General features: G+C 71.5%; 17 protein-coding genes. 9 read left to right on the plus strand and 8 right to left on the minus strand.

Annotation, left to right across the window (positions count from 1 at the left end; genetic code table 11):
* Nucleotides 1-128 precede the first annotated feature (128 nt).
* Nucleotides 129-1,484 (plus strand): MFS transporter, encoded by a 1,356-nt coding sequence (locus ACTXG6_RS44360; RefSeq protein ID WP_445185289.1) that lies wholly within the window; start codon nucleotides 129-131, stop codon nucleotides 1,482-1,484.
* A gap of 21 nt (nucleotides 1,485-1,505) precedes the next feature.
* Complete coding sequence (locus ACTXG6_RS44365; RefSeq protein ID WP_445185290.1) at nucleotides 1,506-3,173, plus strand: AMP-binding protein; 1,668 nt, start codon at nucleotides 1,506-1,508, stop codon at nucleotides 3,171-3,173.
* 532 nt (nucleotides 3,174-3,705) lie between these two features.
* Here the strand turns inward: ACTXG6_RS44365 and ACTXG6_RS44370 are convergent.
* The gene (locus ACTXG6_RS44370) at nucleotides 3,706-5,178 is read right to left on the minus strand and encodes an FUSC family protein (RefSeq protein WP_445185291.1); all 1,473 of its coding nucleotides are present in this window, start codon (nucleotides 5,176-5,178) and stop codon (nucleotides 3,706-3,708) included.
* Nucleotides 5,179-5,266: 88 nt separating this feature from the next.
* The gene (locus ACTXG6_RS44375; RefSeq protein WP_445185292.1) at nucleotides 5,267-6,187 is read right to left on the minus strand and encodes an SDR family NAD(P)-dependent oxidoreductase; all 921 of its coding nucleotides are present in this window, start codon (nucleotides 6,185-6,187) and stop codon (nucleotides 5,267-5,269) included.
* Between the two features lie 22 nt (nucleotides 6,188-6,209).
* Between ACTXG6_RS44375 and ACTXG6_RS44380 the strand changes: the two genes are divergently transcribed.
* A complete protein-coding gene (locus ACTXG6_RS44380; protein WP_445185293.1) occupies nucleotides 6,210-6,812 on the plus strand; it encodes a TetR family transcriptional regulator in 603 nt (200 codons plus the stop codon).
* A 12-nt stretch (nucleotides 6,813-6,824) separates the two neighbouring features.
* Here the strand turns inward: ACTXG6_RS44380 and glgP are convergent, their stop codons facing one another.
* The gene (gene glgP / locus ACTXG6_RS44385; RefSeq protein ID WP_445185294.1) at nucleotides 6,825-9,386 is read right to left on the minus strand and encodes an alpha-glucan family phosphorylase; all 2,562 of its coding nucleotides are present in this window, start codon (nucleotides 9,384-9,386) and stop codon (nucleotides 6,825-6,827) included.
* A 277-nt stretch (nucleotides 9,387-9,663) separates the two neighbouring features.
* Here glgP and ACTXG6_RS44390 point away from each other — a divergent pair, with 277 nt between their 5' ends.
* The gene (locus ACTXG6_RS44390) at nucleotides 9,664-11,640 is read left to right on the plus strand and encodes an alpha-1,4-glucan--maltose-1-phosphate maltosyltransferase (protein ID WP_445185295.1); all 1,977 of its coding nucleotides are present in this window, start codon (nucleotides 9,664-9,666) and stop codon (nucleotides 11,638-11,640) included.
* A gap of 19 nt (nucleotides 11,641-11,659) precedes the next feature.
* Here the strand turns inward: ACTXG6_RS44390 and ACTXG6_RS44395 are convergent, their stop codons facing one another.
* The 3 genes from ACTXG6_RS44395 to ACTXG6_RS44405 are packed head-to-tail and all read right to left on the minus strand — an operon-like array spanning nucleotide 11,660 to nucleotide 13,287.
* A complete protein-coding gene (locus ACTXG6_RS44395) occupies nucleotides 11,660-11,935 on the minus strand; it encodes a hypothetical protein (RefSeq protein WP_445185296.1) in 276 nt (91 codons plus the stop codon).
* 14 nt (nucleotides 11,936-11,949) lie between these two features.
* The gene (locus ACTXG6_RS44400; protein WP_445185297.1) at nucleotides 11,950-12,987 is read right to left on the minus strand and encodes a hypothetical protein; all 1,038 of its coding nucleotides are present in this window, start codon (nucleotides 12,985-12,987) and stop codon (nucleotides 11,950-11,952) included.
* Nucleotides 12,988-12,996: 9 nt separating this feature from the next.
* Nucleotides 12,997-13,287, minus strand: a complete 291-nt coding sequence (locus ACTXG6_RS44405) for a hypothetical protein (RefSeq protein ID WP_445185298.1) — start codon at nucleotides 13,285-13,287, stop codon at nucleotides 12,997-12,999.
* Nucleotides 13,288-13,410: 123 nt separating this feature from the next.
* On the opposite strand from ACTXG6_RS44405, the gene ACTXG6_RS44410 reads away from it, so the two are divergent.
* Together ACTXG6_RS44410 and ACTXG6_RS44415 are read left to right on the plus strand one after the other, a co-directional pair.
* Nucleotides 13,411-14,052, plus strand: a complete 642-nt coding sequence (locus tag ACTXG6_RS44410; protein WP_445185299.1) for a TetR/AcrR family transcriptional regulator — start codon at nucleotides 13,411-13,413, stop codon at nucleotides 14,050-14,052.
* 7 nt (nucleotides 14,053-14,059) lie between these two features.
* Nucleotides 14,060-14,746 (plus strand): TetR/AcrR family transcriptional regulator, encoded by a 687-nt coding sequence (locus ACTXG6_RS44415; RefSeq protein ID WP_445185300.1) that lies wholly within the window; start codon nucleotides 14,060-14,062, stop codon nucleotides 14,744-14,746.
* Here ACTXG6_RS44415 and ACTXG6_RS44420 read toward each other — a convergent pair.
* On the minus strand, nucleotides 14,743-16,803 hold the full coding sequence (locus ACTXG6_RS44420) for a HelD family protein (protein ID WP_445185301.1): 2,061 nt from the start codon (nucleotides 16,801-16,803) through the stop codon (nucleotides 14,743-14,745). The two genes, ACTXG6_RS44415 and ACTXG6_RS44420, sit on opposite strands and share 4 nt — an antisense overlap.
* Nucleotides 16,804-16,946: 143 nt before the next feature.
* Here ACTXG6_RS44420 and treS point away from each other — a divergent pair, with 143 nt between their 5' ends.
* From treS to bla, 3 genes are all read left to right on the plus strand, one after another.
* Complete coding sequence (gene treS / locus ACTXG6_RS44425) at nucleotides 16,947-18,821, plus strand: maltose alpha-D-glucosyltransferase (protein WP_445185302.1); 1,875 nt, start codon at nucleotides 16,947-16,949, stop codon at nucleotides 18,819-18,821.
* A complete protein-coding gene (locus tag ACTXG6_RS44430; protein ID WP_445185303.1) occupies nucleotides 18,818-20,224 on the plus strand; it encodes a maltokinase N-terminal cap-like domain-containing protein in 1,407 nt (468 codons plus the stop codon). The genes treS and ACTXG6_RS44430 overlap by 4 nt, the downstream gene beginning before the upstream one ends.
* 77 nt (nucleotides 20,225-20,301) lie before the next feature.
* On the plus strand, nucleotides 20,302-21,168 hold the full coding sequence (gene bla, locus ACTXG6_RS44435; RefSeq protein ID WP_445190283.1) for a class A beta-lactamase: 867 nt from the start codon (nucleotides 20,302-20,304) through the stop codon (nucleotides 21,166-21,168).
* Nucleotides 21,169-21,946: 778 nt separating this feature from the next.
* Here the strand turns inward: bla and ACTXG6_RS44440 are convergent.
* Nucleotides 21,947-22,795, minus strand: a complete 849-nt coding sequence (locus tag ACTXG6_RS44440; protein WP_445185304.1) for an SWIM zinc finger family protein — start codon at nucleotides 22,793-22,795, stop codon at nucleotides 21,947-21,949.
* Nucleotides 22,796-22,797 lie beyond the last annotated feature (2 nt).

Genomic DNA, 22,797 nt, shown 5'->3' on the forward strand with positions numbered 1-22,797 from the left:
GCCATCTGCGCGGTCGTCCGTTGTCGATCTATTCAGGTGAAGAGTGACCTGAACGGGTGACCTGAGCGTCGTCTCAGGCTAGGTTCCGGCACACCGCACCCGCCGACCCGAATCGGAGACGACGAGCCATGGGCACGCCCAGTAGCAACCAGGCCGGCCAACTCGACGAGCGCTCGGTGCGCAAGATCGCTGGACTCAGTCTGGTCGGGGCCAGCGTCGAATGGTTCGACTTCTTCCTCTACGGCACCGCCGCCGCGCTGGTGTTCCCCAAGATCTTCTTCCCGAACGCCGACCCGGCGACCGGGGTGCTGCTGTCCTTCGCCACCTTCGGCGTCGGCTTCGTGGCACGCCCGGTCGGCGGCGTCATCTGGGGCCACTTCGGGGACAAGGTGGGCCGCAAGAAGGCGTTCCTCGCGGCGTTGATCACGATGGCGGTGGGCAGCGTGCTCATCGGGCTGATGCCCACCTACGCCGCGATCGGGGTGGCGGCGCCGATCCTGCTCACCGTGCTGCGGTTCGTACAGGGCCTCGCGGTGGGCGGCCAGTGGGGCGGCGCGGTGCTGCTGGCCACCGAGTTCGCCCCGAAACACAAGCGTGGCCTGTACGGCAGCGTCGCCCAGATCGGGGTCCCGGTCGGGGTGCTGCTGGGCACCGTCGCCTACTTCTTCCTCAGTCTGGTGATGAGCGCGGACGCGTTCCTCAGCTACGGCTGGCGGATCCCGTTCGTGGCCAGCGTGCTGCTGGTCGGGGTGGCGATGTACGCGCACAGCCGGTTGGAGGAGACCCCGGCGTTCACCCACCTGCAGCAGCTGGCCGCCGAGCGCGAGGCATCCTCCGGGGTGGTAAGCCGCTCCCCGGTACTGGAGGTGCTGCGCACCTCGTGGCGCCGGGTGCTGCTGGCCGGCGGCGCGTTCACCGTCGTCAACACCACGTTCTACATCTACATCACGTTCCTGCAGGACTACGGCGTGCGCATCCTGCACATGTCCCGGTCCACCGTGCTGCTGGCCATCGCGATCGTGGCGATCATCCAGATCCCCGCGCTGGCCGGGTTCGCCGCCATCTCCGACCGGATCGGCCGCCGCAAGATGTACCTGGCCGGATCGATCGGCACCGCGATCTGGGCCTTCCCGTTGTTCTGGCTGGTCGACACCGCCACCGGTTGGGGGATGACGCTGGGCCTGCTCGGCGGCCAGATCACCCTGAGCATGATGTACGGCCCGCTGGCCGCGTTCTTCTCCGAGATGTTCTCCGCGAAGTTCCGCTACAGCGGCGCCTCGCTGGGCTACCAGCTGGGGGCGTTGCTCGGCGGTGCGATCTCCTCGCTGGTGGCGGCCTGGCTGTTCGCCGAGTTCCACAGCAACGTGCCGATCTCCCTCTACATCATCGCGGTGTCGCTGATCGCCATCGCGTGTGTGCTCACCCTGACCGAGACCTACCAGCACGACATGGACGACGCCGAGGAAACCATCACCTCCGCATAGCCGGACGCGGCCGGATCGGGCATGCTTCGACCCGTGAAGGGCATGATCACGCCGGCTGACGTAACCAACAGGGTGGGCGAAGCGGTCCAGCAGGCCGTAGAACTGACCTGGGGACTCGGACTACTCGCCAAGGCGGGGGTGGTCGCGCCCATGCGGCCCGACCGGGCGATCGGCATCGCCGGCGGGTACCTGCGCTGGGGCATCAGCATGGCCACCGGTTACGCCGCCGGCGCATCCCGACACCCGGACCGCCCGGCGCTGATCGACGACCGGGGTGTGCTGACCTTCGCCGAGGTGCACGAGCGCAGCGACCGGCTGGCCCATGCGCTGGCCGACCGGGGCGTCGGGGCGGACACCTCGATCGCGGTCCTCTGCCGCAACCACCGGGGCCCGGTGGAGCTCGCCGTCGCCGCCGCGAAGCTGGGCGCGAACGTCGCGCTGCTCAACACCTCGCTGTCCGCGCACACCATCGGCGAGGTCCTGGAAGAGCAGGGTTCCGGTGTGCTCGTGGCCGACGAGGAGTTCACCGACAGCCTGGCCGAGCTGCCGAAGGACTGCCGGTTGATCATCGCCTGGACGGACGGCGAGGGGTCCGAGTCCGGTGAGACGCTCGACGAGCTGATCAACACCGGCGGGCAGACCCCGCTGCCGCTGCGCCCACCGCCCGGCAAGCTCATCGTGCTCACCTCGGGCACCACCGGAACCCCGAAGGGCGCGGAGCGTCCCCGGCCGAAGAGCTGGGCGCCGGCCGGCGCGATCCTGTCCCGCATCCCGTTCCAGGCCGGCGAGCCGATGTTCGTGGCCCCGCCGCTGTTCCACACCTGGGGCTTCGCCGCCATGCAGCTCGCCATGCTGCTCGGCGCCCCGGCCGTGCTGCGCCGCAAGTTCGACCCGCCCGAGGTACTGCGCTCGCTGGCCGAGCACCGCTGCGGCACGCTGATCGCGGTCCCGGTCATGCTGGCCCGGCTGCTGGAGCTGCCCGAGGCGGACCTGGACCGCTACGACGTGCGGCTGCGGGTGGTCGCGGTCAGCGGCTCGGCCCTTCCCGGCGATCTGGCCACCGAGTTCATGGACCACTTCGGCGACGTGCTCTACAACCTCTACGGCTCCACCGAGGTGTCCTGGGTCAGCATCGCCAACCCGGCGGACCTGCGCGCCGACCCGCACACCGCCGGCAAGGCTCCGTGGGGCACCAAACTGGAGATCCTGGACGACGACGGCAAGCCCGTGCCAGCCGGTGAGATCGGCCGGGTGTTCGTCGGCAACGGCATGATGTTCGAGGGCTACACGCGCGCCGGCTCCGAGGTGGAGATGCACGACGGCCTGATGTCCACCGGCGACCTGGGCAAGCTCGACCCCGAGGGGCGGCTGTTCCTCAGCGGCCGGGGCGATTCGATGATCGTCTCCGGCGGCGAGAACGTCTACCCCGGACCGGTCGAGGACCTGCTCGCCTCGCGGTCGGAGGTCCGCGAGGTGGCCGTGATCGGGGTGGACGACGAGAAGTTCGGCCAGCGCCTGGCCGCCTACGTGGTACTCGCCGACGGCGCCGAGCTCGACGCCGACGCCGTCCGCGCGCTCGTCAAGGACCAGCTGTCGCGCTTCTCGGTACCACGCGACGTGGTGTTCCTGGACGAACTGCCGCGCAACCCGACCGGCAAGGTACTAGCCCGAGAGCTACCCAAACCCTGAGCCCGCCGCCGCCGCCGCCGGCGCCTGCGCCGCGGCACAGACCGGGTACCCGCCGCACAGACCTTGCGAGGGCTGTGCGGCCCACAGCGGGTCTGTGCGGGACGGACCGCCGCCGCCCGAGCACTGGCGCGACGCGCGCGCGACCACACCGAATTCACCGCCGAGAGTAACTCCAGTCTGGTTCTGAATCCCGATAACCATACTGAGGTTACTGTGATCTTGAATCGGGGCGTCCACCGCCACTGTCCGTGCTGTTCTTGTCCGGCCAACGGGCTGGAGGTGCCGTTCCGGCCAACGGGCTGGAGGTGCCGTGGCGGGCACCCCGGAGGGCACGCGCCCGCCACCGCACCATCGACTGGCACCCGCACCCCGCACCGGTCGGCCCTCGGCGCCAGACCTTGGCTGGCACAGACCGGCGGTAGCCCGCACATGCCCTACACGGTCTGTCCGAGCGGTACACGGTCTGTGCCAGCTACACGCGGCACCCCCTGTGCGGCCCACAGCGGGTCTGGGCGAGGCCGGCCCAGGGACGTCAGACGGTCTCCTCGCGGCGCGGTTCCTCGGGGCGCGTTCCGTCAGCGCTCGCGCCAGTTTTACCCGCGCGGTCAGCGCCCGCGCGATCTGCGCTCGCGCCGTCAGCATGCTCGGGGCGCTGCTGCTCGTCGATCGCCCGCACGGCCTGCACCTCGGCGGCGCGGACCTCCTGGACGCTCACTTCCTCGCCCCGGTCCCGGCGGCCCAGCGTGTCCAACACGCGGCGCACGGCGGCCAGGTGCCGCGCGGTCACCGGCTCGGGGCGCCACTGCCCTTCGACCGGTCGCACGGCGGCCTCCACCTCGACCCGCAGCCGGTCCACGGCGGCCAACAGCGCGCCATGCTGTTCCCAGGCGGCGGCATCCACCGCGGGGTCGACCAGCAGCAGCGACGACAACCGGTCGCGGCGCTCGTGCAACTCCTCCAACTGCGCCTCGACCAGCACCCTGGACCGGGGGGCGTGCGGCTCGTCGGTCGCGATCGGGTCAACCGTGGCAATCGCGTCGGCGAACGCGTCCAGCACGTCGGCCAGCGCCCGCCTGGCCTCCGGCCGGTAGGCACCGTCCGGGTCGTCCTCGGCGACGTAGTAGGTCCGGTCCAGCACCGCCCGGCACAGGTTGCGCAGCGACACGTAGCAGTGCTCCAGCCCGGTCAGCGCGGTGCGCAGCCGGGGCTGGGCCGCCCTGGCCACCTTGCCGCGCGGGTTGAGCCGGGCGCTCTCCTCGGTGCGGCCCAGGTGCAGGTCGGCGCGGGCCACCTCGACACCGAGGCCCCTGGCGCCCTGCAAGAACCGGTCCGCCTCCTCACGGCTCCAGTCGCCGCGCAGCGCGGCGGCCATCTCGCGGGAGAACCCGCTGAGCTTGTCGATCAGCTCACCGACCGCGTCATCGGCCGGCTGGATGTACAGCGGCGGCGCGATCACCACGTTGACCAGGATGCCCACCGCCGCGCCGATCAGCGTCTCCACCACCCGGCCGGTGGCCGTGGTCGCCAGGCTGGGGCTGCCCGGGGTGTATCCGATGCTGGTACTGGCCGCCGCGAGCACCAGCATCGCGCTGATCGGCACCTCGAGCAGGTTCGACCCGAGGCGCAGCAACCGGCCGATCACCAGCGAGATGCCGACCACCGCCCCGAGGCTCCACCAGGTCAACCCGGTCGTCCCGGCCACACCCACCGCGACCAGAACCCCGGTCACCACGGCGGCGACCCGGTCGAGTCCGCTGGTCAGCGTGCTGTACAAGGTCAACTGAACGACCAGCAACGCGGTCAGCGGCGCCAGGATCGGCTGCGCGCTCGTGTGCAACATGTCCGCGATCTGAAAGGCGAGCACCGCCCCCAAGGTGGTCTTGGCGGTACGCAGGCCTGGTGTCCGGCCCCGCCGAAAACAAGCCGACCAGGCCTTACGGACGGCATCCGAGGCGGATCCCACTGATTCACTCCTCCCTCTGTGCAAACGCTGTGCAAGCGACACGTTCTGTACGAGCAACGCCCGCCGGGCTACATCGCTGAGGTCAGGGCCATTGTTGCCCGGTTCGGGCAGATGGTGTCCGGCATTACCCTCAGACCGATGGATCCGATCGCACCGCGTCACCGATCAGGTGCAGGCTCCGCCGGTAGAGCGCCTGGTTGGCCACGGCGTCGTAGGACGCCAGCGACGAACCCGCCGGGTGGCGGCCGACGAAGTACGCGCCGGTGACGCCGGCCAGCTCCGTCGCGGTGAGCAGCCGGGCCAGGTTAGCCCCGGACGTCCGGGTGGTGTTGACCATTGGCAGCACCACCAGCCCCTTGGCCACCGTGCGCCACAGCAACCGGGTGACCGCGCCGGCATCCCTGGCCAGCCCGGTGCCGGGCATCAGCCCCGGGTCGAAGGCGTTGACCGTGATCCCCCGCTCGCGGAGCCGTTGCGCCAGCACGTAGCTGGTGCGGACGTTCGCCAGCTTGGACGTGGTGTAGCGCCGCCGGCCGGTCCGCGCGCCCGGTTCGGCCGGCGGGAACGCGAGCTCGTCGGCGGTGGCGTCGGCCAGCGGGCTCGGCATCCCGGTCGGCTTCGCCGGGTCGTGGGTGCCGGACGAGACGAACGCGATGCGGGCCGGCGCCTCGAACCGGTCGACGAGGTCGGAGACCAACGCCAGGTGCCCGAGGTGGTTGACCCCGAACGTCGTCTCGAAGCCGTCCTCTGTCCGGCTGTCGGTGGTGACCTGCAGACCGGCGTTGCACGCCAACCCCCGCAGCGGGGGCAGCGCGCCAGCGGCCAGGTCGGTGCCCAGCTCGGCGGCGAAGCGGTGCACCGAGGCCAGCGAGCCCAGGTCCAGCGCCATCGGGTGCGCATCCAGCGCGGCCGCCGCGGCGGCGGTCCGGCCCTTGTCGCGACCGGTGACGACCACCCGGGCCCCCGGCGTCGCGGCGAGCACCCGCGCGCATTCCAGACCGAGTCCGCCGGTGCCGCCGGTCACCACGAACGTTCCTGTCGCCTGAACCATGTGGCACAGTGTGCCACTTGGCATGACATGCCACAATGTGCCGGTGTCCCGCCGTGACCTGCACAAGCAGCGCACCCGCAAGGCCATCACCGAGGCCGGTATGCGGCTGTTCCAGGAGCGCGGGTTCGAGGCGGTGACCGTGGCCGAGATCGCCGAGGCGGCCGATGTGGCGCCCCGGACCTTCCACCGCTACTTCCCGGACCGTGACGAGCTGCTGTTCGCCGACGAGGCGGAGCACCGCGCGATGCTGCGGGAGGCACTCGCGGCGCACCCGTTCGACGAAGGGCGGCCGCTGGAGTCGCTCGCCGCCGTGCTCGGCGCGCTGGCGGAGCGGTTCGACGGCGAGCTGGACGCCGTGCGCGCCCGGCAGCGGCTGATCGCGCAGACACCGGCGCTGCGGGCTCGCGACCTCACCAAACAGGCCGACATCGAGGCCGAGATGGCCGATCACCTGGCCGCCCAGCTGGGTGTGGGCGTGGACGCTGACGTGCGGCCCCGACTGTGGGCCAAGGTCGGCCTGGCCTGCTTCTTCAGCGCCTTCGGAGTCTGGGTGGAGCTGGGCGGCGAGCTGCCCGACCACATCGGCCGGGCGCTCGCCTCGGTGCCCTCGCCCCGATCCCCCTGATCCGGTCCCGCGTCAGCCCGCGATGACGATCTTGCCGAGCTCGGCGGGCGAGCTGAGCAGGTCGTGGCGGGGCAATACCCGGACGGTGTAGCCGAGCAGCCCGGCGTGCGGCAGCGGGACGACCGCCTCGAACCGGTCGCCGTCGCTCTCCGCGCCGCCCACGTGCGCCATTGCCACGGTCACCGGCTCGTCCAACTCGTCGGACTCGTCGACCCGGCCGACCACAGCCTGCACCAGCACGTCGTCCGGCTTCAGCCCCGCGAGCTCGACCGTCGCCCGCACCGTCATCGGCGCGCCGACCACCGGGCTGTCCGGCACCCCGGAGGCGTCCACGCCGCTGATCCGCACCCTCGGCCAGGACGTGTTCAGCCGCTGCCGGTAATCGGCCAGCTGGCGGGCGCCAGCGAATTCGCCCGCGTTGACCACGGCCGCCGCGCGCGCCGCCGGCAGGTACCAGTCCCGGACGTACTCACTGACCATCCGGGTGGCCTGTACCCGCGGGCGCAGGTTGGCCAGGGTGTGCCGGACCAGCTCCACCCAGCGGGTCGGCACGCCGTCGGCACCGCGCCGGTAGAACGTCGGCGCGACCTGGTTGGACAGCAGCTCGTAGAGCGCGGTGGCCTCCAGGTCGTCCCGCCGCGTCGGGTCGGTGACCCCGTCCGCGGTGGGGATCGCCCAGCCGTTCTTGCCGTCGTACATCTCGTCCCACCAGCCGTCGCGCACCGACAGGTTCAGCCCGCCGTTGAGCGCGGACTTCATGCCGGACGTGCCGCACGCCTCCAGCGGCCGCAGCGGGTTGTTCAGCCAGACGTCGCAACCCCAGTAGAGGTAGCGGGCCATCGACATGTCGTAGTCCGGCAGGAACACGATGCGGTGCCGCACGGCCGGGTCGTCGGAGTAGCGCACGATCTGCTGGATCAGCGCCTTGCCGCCGTCGTCGGCCGGGTGTGACTTGCCGGCCACCACCAGCTGCACCGGGCGCTCCGGGTCGAGCAGCAGTGCGCGCAGCCGGCCCGGGTCGCGCAGCATCAGGGTCAGTCGCTTGTAGGTCGGCACCCGGCGGGCGAACCCGATGGTGAGTACCTCCGGGTCGAACACCGAGTCGGTCCAGCCCAGTTCCGGGGCGGACGCGCCGCGCTCCAGCCAGGCCGCCCGGACCCGCCGGCGGACCTCCTCCACCAGCTGCAGGCGCAGGTCCGCGCGCAGCTGCCACAGGTCGAGGTCGGACACCTCGGAGACGTTGCGCAGCGCCTCCGCGGCGGTGGCCCCCTCGAGCCCGGGCTCGCCGAGCAGGGCGGCCACCTCACGGGCCGCCCAGGTGTGGCCGTGCACGCCGTTGGTGACCGAGCCGATCGGCACCTCGTCGGTGTCGAAGCCGCCCCACAGGCCGCCGAACATCTCCCGGGACACCTGGCCGTGCAGCTTGGACACCCCGTTGGCGCGCTGCGCGAGCCGCAGGCCCATGTGCGCCATGTTGAACATGCCGGGGTTGTCCTCGGCGCCCAGCGCGAGCACCCGCTCCAGCGGCACCTCGGGCAGCAGCGACTCGGTGAAGTAGTACCGCACCAGGTCGACCGGGAACCGGTCGATGCCGGCCGGCACCGGGGTGTGCGTGGTGAACACGGTTCCGGCGCGCACCGCCGCGACCGCCTCGTCGAAGTCCAGGCCTGTGCCGGCGATCAGCTCCCTGATCCGTTCCAGGCCGAGGTAGCCGGCGTGTCCCTCGTTGGTGTGGAACACCGCCGGGCTCGGGTGGCCGGTGACCTCGCAGAAGGCCCGGACCGCGCGCACCCCGCCGATGCCGACCAGGATCTCCTGCCGGATCCGGTGGTCCTGGTCGCCGCCGTAGAGCCGGTCGGTGATGCCGCGCAGGTCGGGCTCGTTCTCCTCGATGTCGGAGTCGAGCAGCAGCAGCGGCACCCGGCCGACCACGGCCTGCCAGACCCGGGCGTGCAGCGTGCGACCGGCCGGCATCCCGACCGTGATCAGCACCGGGGCGCCGTCGGCCGAGGTGAGCAGCCGCAGCGGCAGGCCCTGCGGGTCCAGCGCCGGGTAGTGCTCCTGCTGCCAGCCGTCCAGGGACAGCGACTGGCGGAAATAACCGGACCGGTAGAGCAGCCCGACGCCGATCAGCGGCACGCCCAGGTCGGACGCCGCCTTGAGGTGGTCGCCGGCCAGCACGCCGAGGCCGCCGGAGTAGTTCGGCAGCACCTCGCTCACGCCGAACTCCATCGAGAAGTACCCGATCGCGGGCGGCAGGTCGGCGTCGGAGGCCTGCTGACGCTGGTACCAGCGCGGTTCGGTCAGGTAGGAGTGCAGGTCGGCGGCCTGCGCGTGGACCTTGTCAACCAGGTCGTCGTCCCGGGCCAGCTCGCCGAGCCGCTGGGTGGACACCTCCCCGAGCAGCCGGACGGGGTCATTGCCAACCCGCGCCCAGGCCGACGGGTCGATCGCCGCGAACAGGTCCTGGGTCGGCGGGTGCCAGCTCCAGCGGAGGTTGCCGGCCAGTTCCTGCAGGGGCGCGAGCGGTTCCGGCAGCTGGGCGCGGACAGTGAACCTACGGAGTGCTCTCACGTGCCGCAGCGTACGTGAATCGATTGAGGGATCGGTACAGCTTGCGCACAAAACCACATCCCGACGGTGACCAGCGAACTCGCCGGGACGAATGATCAACTGGTGACTATAGGGCACGCAAACTTGCGGAGACCCGCCCCGGGATGTCGTTTCAAGTCGCGAGCTCGGTGGGTACCTTTTAACCGGGCCGGAGCGAGTGTGTCCACTGGCACGAACAGACACGAACTGACACGACCTGCCACGAACTGAATCGAATCAAGCTGGGATGTGGGGCGCCGTGAGCGGACGGCTCGGAATCGACGATGTCAGCCCGGCGGTGGGCGGTGGCCGCTACCCGAGCAAGGCCGTCGTCGGCGAGAGCGTCCCGATCCGGGCCACCGTCTGGCGCGAGGGACACGACGCGGTGGCCGCCAACGTGGTGTGGAAGCGGCTCGGCGCGCAGGGCCCCGGCCAGCACTCCCGGATGGTTGCCGAGGGCGTCGACTCGGACCGCTGGGCAACCAGCGTGGTGCCCGACGAACCGGGCCTGTGGACCTTCCGGGTGGACGCCTGGAGCGACCCGTGGAGCACCTGGCTGCACACGATCCACGCCAAGGTCGATGCGGGCCAGGATGCCCGCGAGCTGATCAACGACCTGGAGACCGGCGCACGTCTGATCGAGCGGGTCGGTCGGCGGCCCGGCGAGCGGGCCAACCGGGAACTGCTCTTCGGTGCCGCGGCGGCGCTGCGGGACACCACGCTGAGCCTGCCCGAACGGCTGCTGGCCGCGCTGTCCGAACCGGTCGACAATATCCTCACCGAGCGGCCGATCCGTGAGCTGCTGACCCGCGGCCGCACCCACCAGGTCTGGGTGGACCGCCGCCGCGCGCTCTACAGCTCCTGGTACGAGCTTTTCCCGCGCTCCACCGGCGGGTGGGACGAGACCGGCCGCGCCGTGCACGGCACCTTCGTCACCGCCACCAAGGACCTGGACCGCGTCGCCTCGATGGGCTTCGACGTGGTCTACCTGCCGCCGATCCACCCGATCGGCGAGGTGAACCGCAAGGGCCGCAACAACTCGGTCGACGCCGAGCCGGACGACGTCGGGTCGCCGTGGGCGATCGGCTCGAAGTACGGCGGGCACGACGCCATCGACCCCGAGCTGGGCACCCTCGACGACTTCGACGACTTCGTGCGGCGGGCCGCCGAGCTCGGCATGGAGGTCGCGCTGGACCTAGCGCTGCAGTGCGCCCCGGACCACCCGTGGGTCACCGAGCACCCGGAGTGGTTCACCACCCGCCCGGACGGCAGCATCGCCTACGCGGAGAACCCGCCGAAGAAGTACCAGGACATCTACCCGATCAACTTCGACAACGACCCGAACGGGCTCTACGCCGAGGTGCTGCGGGTCTGCCTGCACTGGGCCGAGCACGGGGTGCGGATCTTCCGGGTGGACAACCCGCACACCAAGCCGCCGAACTTCTGGCACTGGCTGATCTGGCAGCTCAAGGCGAAGTACCCGGACGTGCTGTTCCTGGCCGAGGCGTTCACCCGCCCGGCCCGGCTGTACGGGCTGGCCCGGCTGGGCTTCACCCAGTCCTACACGTACTTCACCTGGCGCACCGCCAAACAGGAGATCATCGACTTCGCCGCCGAGCACGCCCTGCGCGCCGACGAGGCGAGGCCGAACCTGTTCGTGAACACCCCGGACATCCTGCATGCGTCGCTGCAGCACGGCGGCCGGGGCATGTTCGCCATCCGGGCCACCCTCGCCGCCACCCTGTCGCCGTCCTGGGGCGTGTACTCCGGCTTCGAGCTGTACGAGCACGAAGCGGTGCGCCCGGGCAGCGAGGAGTACCTCGACTCGGAGAAGTACCAGCTGCGCCCGCGCGACTTCGACGCCGCGCTGGCCACCGGGAACTCGCTGCAGTCCTACCTGACCCGGCTCAACGAGATCCGGGCCGCGCACCCGGCGCTGCAGCAGCTGCGCGACCTGCACTTCCACTTCGTGGACAACGACGCGCTGCTGGTCTACTCGAAGACAGACCCGGTCAGCGGCGACACAGTCATCTGCGTGGTCACCCTCGACCCGACGACCGCCCAGCAGGGCACCGTCTGGCTGGACCTGCCGTCGCTGGGGCTGAACTGGGGCGAGTCGTTCGGGGTGCGCGACGAGGTCGCCGGCGTCGGCTACACCTGGAGCCAGGCCAACTACGTGCGCCTGGAGCCGTGGAACTCGGTCTGCCACATCATGACCGTCATGCCGAAGGTCTGACCGAACGCTGCTCCTCGGGTCACCGCCGGGAGGCTCGCAGGCCGGCGTCGAGCAGGCCGGCCACCATCGGCAGATCGTGCTCGGTGCCGCCGAGGCGGGCGGTGTTCAGCGCCAGCGTCATGGTGCCGGTCCAGGCCAGCGCCGCCGGGTGCCGGGCCGCCGGGTCACTGCCGGCCGGGTCGGCCAGCCCGATCACCTCGGTGGCGAGGTCGACCAGCTCGTCGTGGAACGCGTGCATGCAGCGGGCCACCTCGGGGTGGGTGTCGGCCTCCCGCCAGAGGATCGTGCGCCGCACTGGCGGATCGGGGGCTAGCTGGCCTTGGCCTTGGAATTGCCGGCGGAATTGCCGGCGGACTTGGCGGCGGACTTGGTGGCGGACTTGGCGGCGCGGTTGATGCGGCGGCCGGCCTCCCCGGACAGGTGCTCGGCGACCCGGAGCAGCCCCTCCCAGCGGTCGTGCTCAACGGCGGCGTCGACGAACTCCTCGAGCGTCGCCGGCTCGGTCAGGAACGGGTCGGCGGCGATCCGGCGCAGCGCGTCCTCGCGCACCGCCGCGGCCACGGTGAGCAGCTCAGGGATCGCGTCCTGGCCCACCACGGTGCGCAGCACCTCGGTCAGGCCGTCGTCGTCCAGTTGCTCGAACAGGATGTCGCCCAGGTCGGCGGCCAGCTCGGGAGAGAGCCTGGCCAGCAGCGAGAGGCCGGCCATCAGCAGCTCGGGCGACTCGACGGCGGTCCGCACGATCACCGCGAGCCGCTCCGACGGCAGCAGCCGGACGATCTGCTCGAGCCGCTCGTCGGACTGCACCAGCGAGGTGGTGTGCAGCAACCCCGCCTTGTCCGGGATGCCCGCCTCGAGGTCGAGCAGCGCCTCGGGGGTGGCGTAGTCCAGGAACCAGGACGCCGTCACGTAGGCCTTGCGGCGCATCAGCTCGTTCGCGGCCGGGATCAGCAGCGCGGGCGGGATGTTCGGCGCCAGCACGGCCACCGTGCGCTGGTCCAGAAAGGGCGCGCAGTCGGCCATGTACTGGGGCGAGAGGTCGGAGAGCACACCCTTGGCCCGCCCGGGGTGGTCCACGCCGAGCGCGCCGGCCGCCCTACCGGCCACCAGCGGCGGCACGATTGCCTGGGACACCCTGGCGACCAGCCCGTTCGGTACCAGCGGGGCCAGCCTGCTCATCCTCGCGAAGGTCGCCGACTGCTCGTCGAAGAGCAGGTTGGAGATCCGCTCGCGCAGGCTCCGCAGGTTTTCCGCGCCGAGGCGTTCGAGATGGCGTACCCGCTCCGGCGCAACGCCGAGCGTCTCGGCCAACATGATCAGCTGGGCCCTGGCAACCAGATCACTCATCGCTACCCCCTAGCCGAACATGATCTTGCGAGCCGGCCCGCGGGCAAGCCGGGGCAGCCGGCCGAGCACCTCGGAGATCGACGCGTCGAGCGCCTTGCGCTGGGTCGCGCGCGCGTCGTCGATCAGAACCTGCAGCTCGGCGCTCTCCTGCTCGGTCAGCAGGTCGAGCACCGCGAGGTCGGGGCCCAGCTGCTTGCGGAGCACCGTCTTCGCATCGACGTTGCGATCCCTCACGTCGAGCCCCTTCCGGCAACGCTGCCATGCGGCGCTGAACTGCCGAAACACGCCGGCCGCATTCACCGGATCGGCACTTCCCACCACTCGTTAAGGAAATGTAACTTTGCACTACAACGCTGTCAATTTCAGATTTTCCCAGGGGGTGTCCACCCGAGCTCCCGACACGACAGAGGAGGTTGAGGTTGTGTGAGCGATCCCTCGGCCGGGTCGCCTCCTCGGCGCCGCCTGGCCCCCGCTGACCGGCGTGACGAACTGTTGGACCGCGCCCTGGACCTGGTCGCCGAGCACGGCGCGGCCTCGGTGACCATGCAGGCGGTGGCCCGCGAGGCCGGTGTGGCCCGCCCACGCGTCTACGACTTCTTCGCCGACCGGGCCGCGCTACTGGACGCGCTGCTGGTCCGGGAGGAGTCACGGGCGCTGTCGGACGTCATGACCGTGGCGCCCCGGGTGCTGGCCGGGACCGACCTCGGCGACTCGGTGACCACCGCGCTGGAGGCGTTCCTGCGGCTCGTGCTGGACCGCCCGACCACCTGGCGGATGCTGCTCTCGCCCACCGAGGGACTGCCCGCCGAGGTCGGCATCCGGATCGAACGCGGCCGGGAGAAGATCGCCGGGGTCGTCGAGGCGAGCATCCGGGCGGTACTGGGCACCCGGATCGCCGGGCTGGACACCGAGGTGGTGGCGCTGGCCGTCATCGCGGCGGGCGAGGCGGCCGCCCGGCTGGTGCTCAACGCGCCCTCGGAGTTCCCGCCGGCCCGGCTGACCGGCTTCACCCGTGCCCTGTTCAGTGTGCTCACCCTGGAGCCGGTCCCGAACGGGCGGCGCTGACACCGCCATGCCGAAGCCGCGAACGTCCAAGCCGAAACTGCCGAAGGCGGGTCGTTCGCGGCGCCGCTACGCCAGCCGGTTGCCCATCGAGGCGCGCACCGAGCAGCTGCTGGACTCCGCGCTGCGGCTGGTCGCCGAGTCCGGTTTCGGCGCGGTCAGCATGCACGCGGTGGCCCGGCACACCGGCGTCACCAGGCCGGTCGCCTACGACTGCTTCGCCGGCCGGACGGACCTGCTCGCGGCGCTGGTCAGCAGGGAGGAGGCGCGGATGCGGGCGGTCTTCACCGCCGCCGCCGTCGCCGACCGGTCCGGGGCCGCCGACCAGCGCGGGCTGCCGGCGGAGACGCTGCGGACGTTCCTGACCGCGGTCCGGGACGCGCCGGACACCTGGCGGCTGCTCTACGTACCGCTCGAGGCGGTGCCCGAGGAGTCCCGCGAGCGGCTGACGGCGGCCCGCGCGGAGCTGCTGTCGCTGCTGCGGACGCAGTTCACCCGGTACGCCGCCGCGAACCACTTCCCCGCCGACCTCGACGTCGACGTCGCGGTGCACCTGCTGCGGGCGATCGTGGAGATGGCCGGTGCGCGGGTGCTGCTCGACCCGGACCGGTACCACCCGGGCCGGATGGCGACCGCGCTCACCGCGTTCCTGGACGCGTTCCGCCCGGCCCGGACCACGCCCTCGGACGCGTCCTAAGAGCGCCAGCTGTCGTCGCTGCTCAGCACGGTGAGCCGCTGGGTGGCTCTGGTCAGGGCGACGTACAGGGCGCGCCGGCCGGTGCTCGACTCGGCGATCAGCTCGGAGGGCGACACCAGCACCACCGCGTCGTACTCCAGACCCTTGGCCTCCAGGCTGCCGACCACCCGCAACCGGGACTCCGCCCCGTCCACCCCGGCGCCGAACCGATCGGCGAGCCAGCCGGACACCTCGGCCCTCCGGTCCATCGCGGTGATCACCCCGACGGTGCCCTCCACCGCCTCCAGCAGCTCGTCGACCGCCTCCCGGCAGGCCGCCGGCAACTTCGCCGCGTCCACCGTCAGCACCGAGGGGGCCCACCCGGTCGAGCGCACCGGCTTGGGCAGCTCCGCCGGCGCCACCACATCCCGCACCACCGAGGCGGCCAGCTCGAAGATCTCCGCCGAGTTGCGGTAGTTGGTGCTCAGCTGGAACCGGCGCCGGGTCTTCACCCTGCCCAACGCGGACTCCCTGGCCCTGTCCGCCTCGTCGGTGGTCGGCCAGGAGGTCTGCGCCGGGTCGCCCACGATGGTCCAGCTGGCGTACTGGCCGCGCCGGCCGAGCATCCGCCACTGCATCGGGGACAGGTCCTGTGCCTCGTCCACGATCACGTGGCCGTAGAAGAACTCGCGGCCCCGCCGCCCCTCGCCACGCTCGCCGGCGAGCACCCGCAGCTCGTCCAGCAGCGCCACGTCGGCCACCGACCAGTCCGGCTGGCCGGATCCGTCCGCCGAACGCCAGGACGCGGACAGCGCGGCCACCTGGTCCGGTCGCAACGTGCGCCCGGCCAGCCCGGACAGCCGGCGCGGATCACCCAACCAGCTCAGCACCTCGGTCGGCCGCAGCTCGGTCCACCAGTCGTCCAGGAAGGCGTCGAACTCCGAGCGGTCGCCCAGGTCGGCGATCAGCGACTCGCGGTCCGCGCGCGAGGACGGGTTGTCGATGTCTCCGGAGGCCAACCACAGCGCGTTGAGCAGTGCCGCGGCGGCCTCCCGGCGGGCCCGGTTCGGCGTCGCCCGCTGTCGGTGCACGTCGCGGCGGACCGAGCCGAGGGTGTCGGCACCCAGCCGGATCACCTGGCCCCGGTAGACCATCCGCAGCTCGGTCGGCACCCCCGGCGGGTCGCTGGCCAGGGCCGCCTTGAGCAGCCGGCGCATCCGGCCGGAACCCTTGAGCTCGGCCAGCGCCGGCGGGTCCAGCCGGGACGCGCTGACCCCGTCCAGCACGCCGCCCAGGGAGCGCAGCTCGACCGTGTCCTCACCGAGGGACGGCAGCACCCGGGAGATGTAGTCCATGAACACCGGCGAGGGGCCCACCACCAGCACGCCGCCGGAGAACCGCCGCCGGTCCGCATAGAGCAGGTAGGCCGCGCGGTGCAGCGCGACGGCGGTCTTACCGGTGCCCGGGCCGCCGCTGATCTCGGTGATGCCGCCGGACGGCGCGCGCACCGCCTCGTCCTGCTCGCGCTGGATGGTGGCGACGATGTCGCGCATCGCCGGCCCCCGCGCCCGGGACAGGTCGGCCATCAGCGAGCCCTCGCCGACCACCGGCATCCCGTCCGGCGCGGCGTCGGGCATCAGCAGGTCGTCGGTCAGGTCCAGGACCCGCTGGCCGAAGCTGCGGATGGTGCGCCGCCGCACCACCTCCATCGGATTCTCCGGGGTGGCCCGGTAGAACGCGGCCGCCGCCGGTGCCCGCCAGTCGATCACCAGCGGCTCGAAGTCGGGGTCGCGCACGCCGAGCCGACCCACGTACTGGATCTGCCCGGCGACCTTGTCCAGCCGGCCGAACACCAGCCCCTCGTGCTCGGTCTCCAGCTCGCGCAGCATCCTGCTGGCCTGGAAGACCATCACGTCCCGCTCGAACAGCGCGCCCGGGTGCCGTTCCTGGCCGCGCCGGTAACCCGCGGAGCGCAGCTCCTTGGCCTCCTCGCGCAGCTGTGTGAGCCGGGCGTAGACCCGATCCACGTGCCGCTGCTCGGCCGTGATCTCGTCCTGCCTCGTAGAGCCTGCCGCCACCGTTCACTCCAGGTATTTTCCCGCGAAGAGAGCAACTCTAGTTGTCTCGGGCCTACCCCGCTTTGACCCGACCGGGCCCGGGCAGGTACCACTGCACTTGTCCCGCTCCAGTCTTCCGCCCTCGCTAGGAATTGCGCGCACCCATGTCGATCGATCTAGAGCGGTCCGATGGCTCCTCCAGCCTCGACCGCCCAGCCGTCGCCCAGGCCCCCGGCGCCGGCCCCCGGGCCGCCGTCCCCGCCCCCAACCCCCAGTCCTCGGAACGCAGCCGAGGGACTCACCCAGCCGAGCGCGCGGAGCTGACCGAGCCGGACTCGGAGGACTTCCGCCACGCCAGGGAGCTCCCGCTCGAGCCGGACTGGTTCAAGCGCGCCGTGTTCTACGAAGTACTGGTCAGAGCGTTCTACGACTCCACCAGGGACGGCACCGGCGACCTGCGCGGGCTCACCGAGAAGCTGGACTACCTGTCCTGGCTCGGGGTGGACTGCCTGTGGCTGCCGCCGTTCTACGACTCGCCGTTGCGCGACGGCGGTTACGACATCCGGGACTTCCGCCAGGTGCTGCCGGAGTTCGGCACCGTGGAGGACTTCGTCGCGTTCCTCGACGAGGCGCACAAGCGCGGCATCCGGGTGATCACCGACCTGGTGATGAACCACACCTCGGACCAGCACCCCTGGTTCGAGGAGTCCCGCCGGAACCCCGATGGGCCATATGGTGATTTCTACGTCTGGTCCGACGACGACTCGCGGTACCCGAAGGCGCGGGTCATTTTCGTCGACACCGAGGCGTCCAACTGGACCTACGATCCGGTGCGCGGGCAGTTCTTCTGGCACCGGTTCTTCTCCCACCAGCCGGACCTGAACTACGACAACCCGGCCGTGCAGGACGCCATGATCGACGTGCTGCGGTTCTGGCTGGACCTGGGGATCGACGGGTTCCGGCTGGACGCGGTGCCGTACCTGTTCGAGCGCGAAGGCACCAACTGCGAGAACCTGCCGGAGAGCCACGCGTTCCTGCGCCGCTGCCGCAAGGTGATGGAGGACGAGTTCCCCGGCCGGGTGCTGCTGGCCGAGGCCAACCAGTGGCCCGCCGACGTGGTGGAGTACTTCGGCGACCCGGAGCTCGGCGGCGACGAGTGCCAGATGGCGTTCCACTTCCCGCTGATGCCGCGCATCTTCATGGCGGTGCGCCGGGAGAACAGGTTCCCGATCTCGGAGATCCTGGCCCAGACACCGCCGATCCCGTCGGGCTGCCAGTGGGGCATCTTCCTGCGCAACCACGACGAGCTGACGCTGGAGATGGTCAGCGACGAAGAGCGTGACTACATGTACGCGGAGTACGCCAAGGACCCCCGGATGAAGGCCAACATCGGCATCCGCCGACGGCTGGCCCCGCTGCTGGACAACGACCGTAACCAGCTGGAACTGTTCACCGCCATGCTGCTCAGCCTGCCCGGTTCACCGGTGCTGTACTACGGTGACGAGATCGGCATGGGCGACAACATCTGGCAGGGTGACCGCGACGCGGTGCGCAGTCCCATGCAGTGGACCCCGGACCGCAACGCCGGCTTCTCCGCGTGCGACCCCGGCCGGCTGTACCTGCCGGTGATCATGGATCCGCTGTACGGGTACCAGACGGTGAACGTCGAGGCCCAGATCAACTCCAGCACGTCGCTGTTGCACTGGACCCGGCGGATGATCGATGTGCGCAAGCGGCACAGCGCGTTCGGGCTCGGCGAGTTCCTCGAGCTCGGCGGCTCCAACCCGGCCGTGCTGTCCTACGTGCGCTCGATGCCCGGTGCCGAGCGCGGCCATGGTGACACCGTGCTCTGCGTCAACAACATGAGCCGGTTCCCGCAGCCGGTGGAGCTGGACCTGTCCGCGTGGCGCGGCTGCACGCTGCACGAGCTGACCGGCGGCGTGCCGTTCCCGACGATCGGGGACCTGCCGTACCTGCTCACCCTGCCCGGACACGGCTTCTACTGGTTTTCCATTCACAGCCCGGAGGAGGCCAGGTGACCGAACCGGCCACTGCGCTGCTCGACCAACTGCAGGACTGGCTGCCCCGGCAGCGCTGGTTCGCCGCAAAGGGTCGAGTGATCGCCCAGCTCTCCGTCGCCCAGTCGGTCCAGCTGCGCACCGAGGAGCCCTACGCCGACCTGCTGGTGCTCGCCGTTGCGTACCGCGACGGCGGCCCGGTGGAGCACTACCAGCTGCTGCTCGGCCGGCGCGAGACGCTGCCCGCCCAGTTGAAGCACGTGTCGATCGGCACGGCGGAGGGCCTGGCCTGCTACGACGGGGTGTGGGACAGCACGCTGTCCGGTGAGCTGCTCAGCGCTCTGGCCACCGGGGCGACCTACGACTGGCTGCGGTTCGTGCCCGAGCCAGGGGTGGAGATACCCACCGGGCTGCCTGGGCGGGTACTCAACGTCGAGCAGAGCAACACCTCGATCGTGTACGGCGACGAGGTGGTGCTGAAGCTGTTCCGCAGGCTCGCCGCCGGCGTCAACCCCGACCTGGAACTGCACCGGGCGCTGCGCGGGATGGGCAGCGGGGAGGTCGCCGGGCTGCGCGCCGCCATCGAGGGCACCCTCGGCGGGGAGCCGGCGGCGTTCGGCATGCTGCAGGAGTTCGCGGCGAACTCGGCGGACGGCTGGTCCATGGCCCTGATCAGCATCCGGGACCTGTTCGCCGAGGCCGACCTGCGCGCCGACGAGGTCGGCGGGGACTTCGCGGCGGAGTCGTTCCGGCTGGGCAAGACCGTCGCGGTGATGCACAGCGAGCTGGCCGGCGCGCTCGGCACCGGCACGATGGACGCCGAGGAGCTGTCCAGGGGAATGCTCGACCGGCTGGCCAACGCGCTGCCGGTGGTGCCTGACCTGGCCGAGCTGGCCGGGTCGCTGCGTGCGGCGTTCGAGGGCGTCGCCGAGCTGGCCGAGCCGGTGCGCACCCAGCGCGTGCACGGCGACCTGCACCTCGGCCAGGCGCTGCGGACCCCCCGGGGTTGGCTGTTGCTCGACTTCGAGGGCGAACCGGCGCGGCCGCTGTCCGAGCGGCGCCGGCCGGACGCCATGCTGAAGGACGTGGCCGGCATGCTGCGCTCCTTCGACTACGCCGCGTACCACCAGCTCTCCGAGTGGGGCGAGTGGGCGTACCCGTCGGACGACAAGGACGCCGAGCCGACCAGCCAACTGGTGTGGCGGGCCGAGGAGTGGACCAGCCGCAACCGGGAGGCGTTCTGCGACGGGTACGCCGACTCGGCGGACTCCGACCCCCGGGACTCCCAGGTACTGCTGCACGCGCTGGAACTGGACAAGGCGGTGTACGAGTCCGTGTACGAGACCCGCAACCGGCCCAGCTGGCTGCCGGTCCCGCTGCGCTCGTTACGCAGGCTGCTCGTCACCGGTGGAACTGGGCGGTGACCGGGCGGTTCACCCGCCGGTCACTGCTGGTCGGCAGTCTCGGCTGTCTCGGCTCTCTCGGCGCGGCGTCCCTCGCGGTGGCCGGTTGTACCACCGTGGCCCGCGACGGAGCGCCTGGCGCGGCGGCGGCCGCACCGTCCGGGACGGTCGCCCCGGACAGCGCGCTGGCTGCCCTGGAGGCACGGTTCGGCGGTCGGCTCGGGGTGTTCGCGCTGGACACCGGCAACGGCGCTTCGGTGGGCCACCGAGCCGACGAGCGGTTCCCGATGTGCTCGACGTTCAAGGTGCTCGCCGCCTCCGCCATCCTGCGGCTGCGACACACCCAACCCGGATTGCTGGACCGGCTGGTGCGCTACTCCAACGCCCAGCTGGTGAGCGGGGCGCCGGTCACCTCCCAGCACATCGCGGACGGCATGACGGTGGCCGCGCTGTGCCAGGCGGCCATCGCGCACAGCGACAACACCGCGGCCAACCTGCTGCTCACCATCCTGGGCGGGCCGCCCGCGGTGACCGCGTTCGCGCGCACCCTCGGTGACCAGGTCAGCCGGCTGGACCGGATCGAGCCGGCGCTGAACGACGTGCCGCCCGGCGAGTTGCGCGACACCTCCTCACCCGCGCAGATGGCCGCCGACCTGCACCGGCTGGCCCTCGGTGACGCCCTCGACCCGGTCGGCCGGGACCTGTTGACCGACTGGCTGCTGGGCAACACCACGGGCGCCGAGCGGATCCGCGCGGGTCTGCCGGCGCGTTGGCGGGTCGGCGACAAAACCGGTACCGGTTCCCGCGGCGAGATGAACGACCTGGCGGTGGTCTGGCCGCCGGGGCGCGCACCGTTGATCATCTCGGTGTACGCCGTCCCGGGCGACCCGGCGGCGAAGCCGGACAACCAGGTCGTCGCCGACGCCGCGTCCATCGTGGCCAAGGCCCTGGTCCCGACCACCTGAGCCCGGTACCCGGACGCCGCCGCGCTTCCTTTGCTCTGCGTAGGTATACGCAACAGCAACACCCTGACCGCTGCGTGGGCAGTGCAGCCTCTGTGCGGCGGGTGGTCGTACTACGCGGACCTGGCTCACCTCGGTGATCAACCGTGGCACCGGCCGCGCTCGTGCTCATGCTGACCGGTCATTCCACGCCGTGCTCGGCCCCGCCCTGCCCTGTCGTTACCGAGCTGCACACCAGGCATGTCCAGCGGCGCCAGCACCTGCCTGCTGTGGAGTTCGGTAACAACAGGCCGGCCTGCGTGCACCCCGCGCACCTCTTGCGCATGCGGCGCACCTCGCACGCCGTGCACCTTGCGACGCCACGTCACACACCTTGGGTGTACGTCGCGCAACCTCACACCGTGCACGACGTCCACGCGAGGTGCGCGACCTCGTGGTGGAGGCAGACCGCGCGGCCTCGACAACCTGACGCGATCCCCACCAGCCACACCAACGCCCGCCCAGCCAGCCGGCTCGCCGCGCCAGCCACGCCCACCACTTCTGCCACGTCTGTCATCTTCACGCCGCCTCTGGCCCAGCGCGGGCACCCGTAACACGACGCCTGTTGCGTATATATGCGCAGAGCAAAGGGCCCGCGAGGCACCTGCCGGAGACCGGCCGGCCGGCACCCCACCCGGCCGGCACCCACCCGACCGGCACCCCACCCGGCCGCCGTCCGATCGGCCTACTCCCCGTCGACCCCGCCCCCAGCCAGCCGCCAAATCCCGGCCAGCCCACGCCCCTACTCCCGGTCGGCCAGCGCGTAGTAGACCGGCCGGAGCAGCTCGTCCAGCGGTCGACCTCGGACGGTCAGCTCCACACCCGGCAGCTGGTCGAGCACCGCGTCCGGCGGGGTGGGGATCGACGGCATCCCGGGCAGCCCCGCCGCCGGGCGGAAGTAGTCGTCCAGGCAGTCCGCCAGGGCCGGCACGCCGTCATCGGGCGGAACCGCTCCAGGCTCGTCAGAGTCCGGCGCGGCACCACCCCGGCGGGCCCGGATGTTCTCCAGCAGTGTTTCGCGGTCCCGGCCGCGCAGCGCGAGCATCGCGAATGGGTCGGCGTCGAACGACTCGGCGAGCAGGTAGAACACCGCCGCGAGGTGCTTGCACGGCACCTCCCGGTCCGGGCAGGCGCAGTCCAGCGTCAGGTCGCGCACGCTCGTGGGGAACAGGGTCAGGCCGACCGAGGTGAACACGTCCTCGATGTCCGCCGGCATCTCCCCGGCGAGCAGCTTCGCCGCGTACCAGGCGCTGTCCGCCATCGCCTGCTCGACCAGCGCCCAGTCGGACTTGCCGTAGGTGGGCAGCCCGATGCGGACCCGGTACGGGCGCGGCCGGCTGCCCTGCACCTCCGCGAGCACCGACCCGGCGGCGGCCTCCAGCGAGATCACCTGGCCGGACCTGGCGTACGCCTTGCCCCGGCCGAGCCGCCCGCCGACGCCGATCGACTCCAGCACCTCGACGAACCGCGCCGACCACCAGGACCGCCCGATCGCGCCGCGCTGGCTGCGCGCCTTCAGCCCACCCTCGACCGGCAGCGGGCCACTCGGCCGCCGTTCCAGCCACCACGGCGGCTCAGGTGCCGGGCTCACGC

Source organism: Pseudonocardia sp. Cha107L01 (assembly GCF_052566575.1).

Excerpts from the sequence above, each read along its gene's own strand:
- ACTXG6_RS44360 (WP_445185289.1), top strand. The coding sequence starts at position 129 with ATGGGCACGCCCAGTAGCAACCAGGCCGGCCAACTCGACGAGCGCTCG.
- ACTXG6_RS44365 (WP_445185290.1), top strand. The coding sequence starts at position 1,506 with ATGCTTCGACCCGTGAAGGGCATGATCACGCCGGCTGACGTAACCAAC.
- ACTXG6_RS44375 (WP_445185292.1), bottom strand. The coding sequence starts at position 6,187 with ATGGTTCAGGCGACAGGAACGTTCGTGGTGACCGGCGGCACCGGCGGA.
- ACTXG6_RS44380 (WP_445185293.1), top strand. The coding sequence starts at position 6,210 with ATGACATGCCACAATGTGCCGGTGTCCCGCCGTGACCTGCACAAGCAG.
- ACTXG6_RS44400 (WP_445185297.1), bottom strand. The coding sequence starts at position 12,987 with ATGAGTGATCTGGTTGCCAGGGCCCAGCTGATCATGTTGGCCGAGACG.
- ACTXG6_RS44415 (WP_445185300.1), top strand. The coding sequence starts at position 14,060 with ATGCCGAAGCCGCGAACGTCCAAGCCGAAACTGCCGAAGGCGGGTCGT.
- treS (WP_445185302.1), top strand. The coding sequence starts at position 16,947 with ATGTCGATCGATCTAGAGCGGTCCGATGGCTCCTCCAGCCTCGACCGC.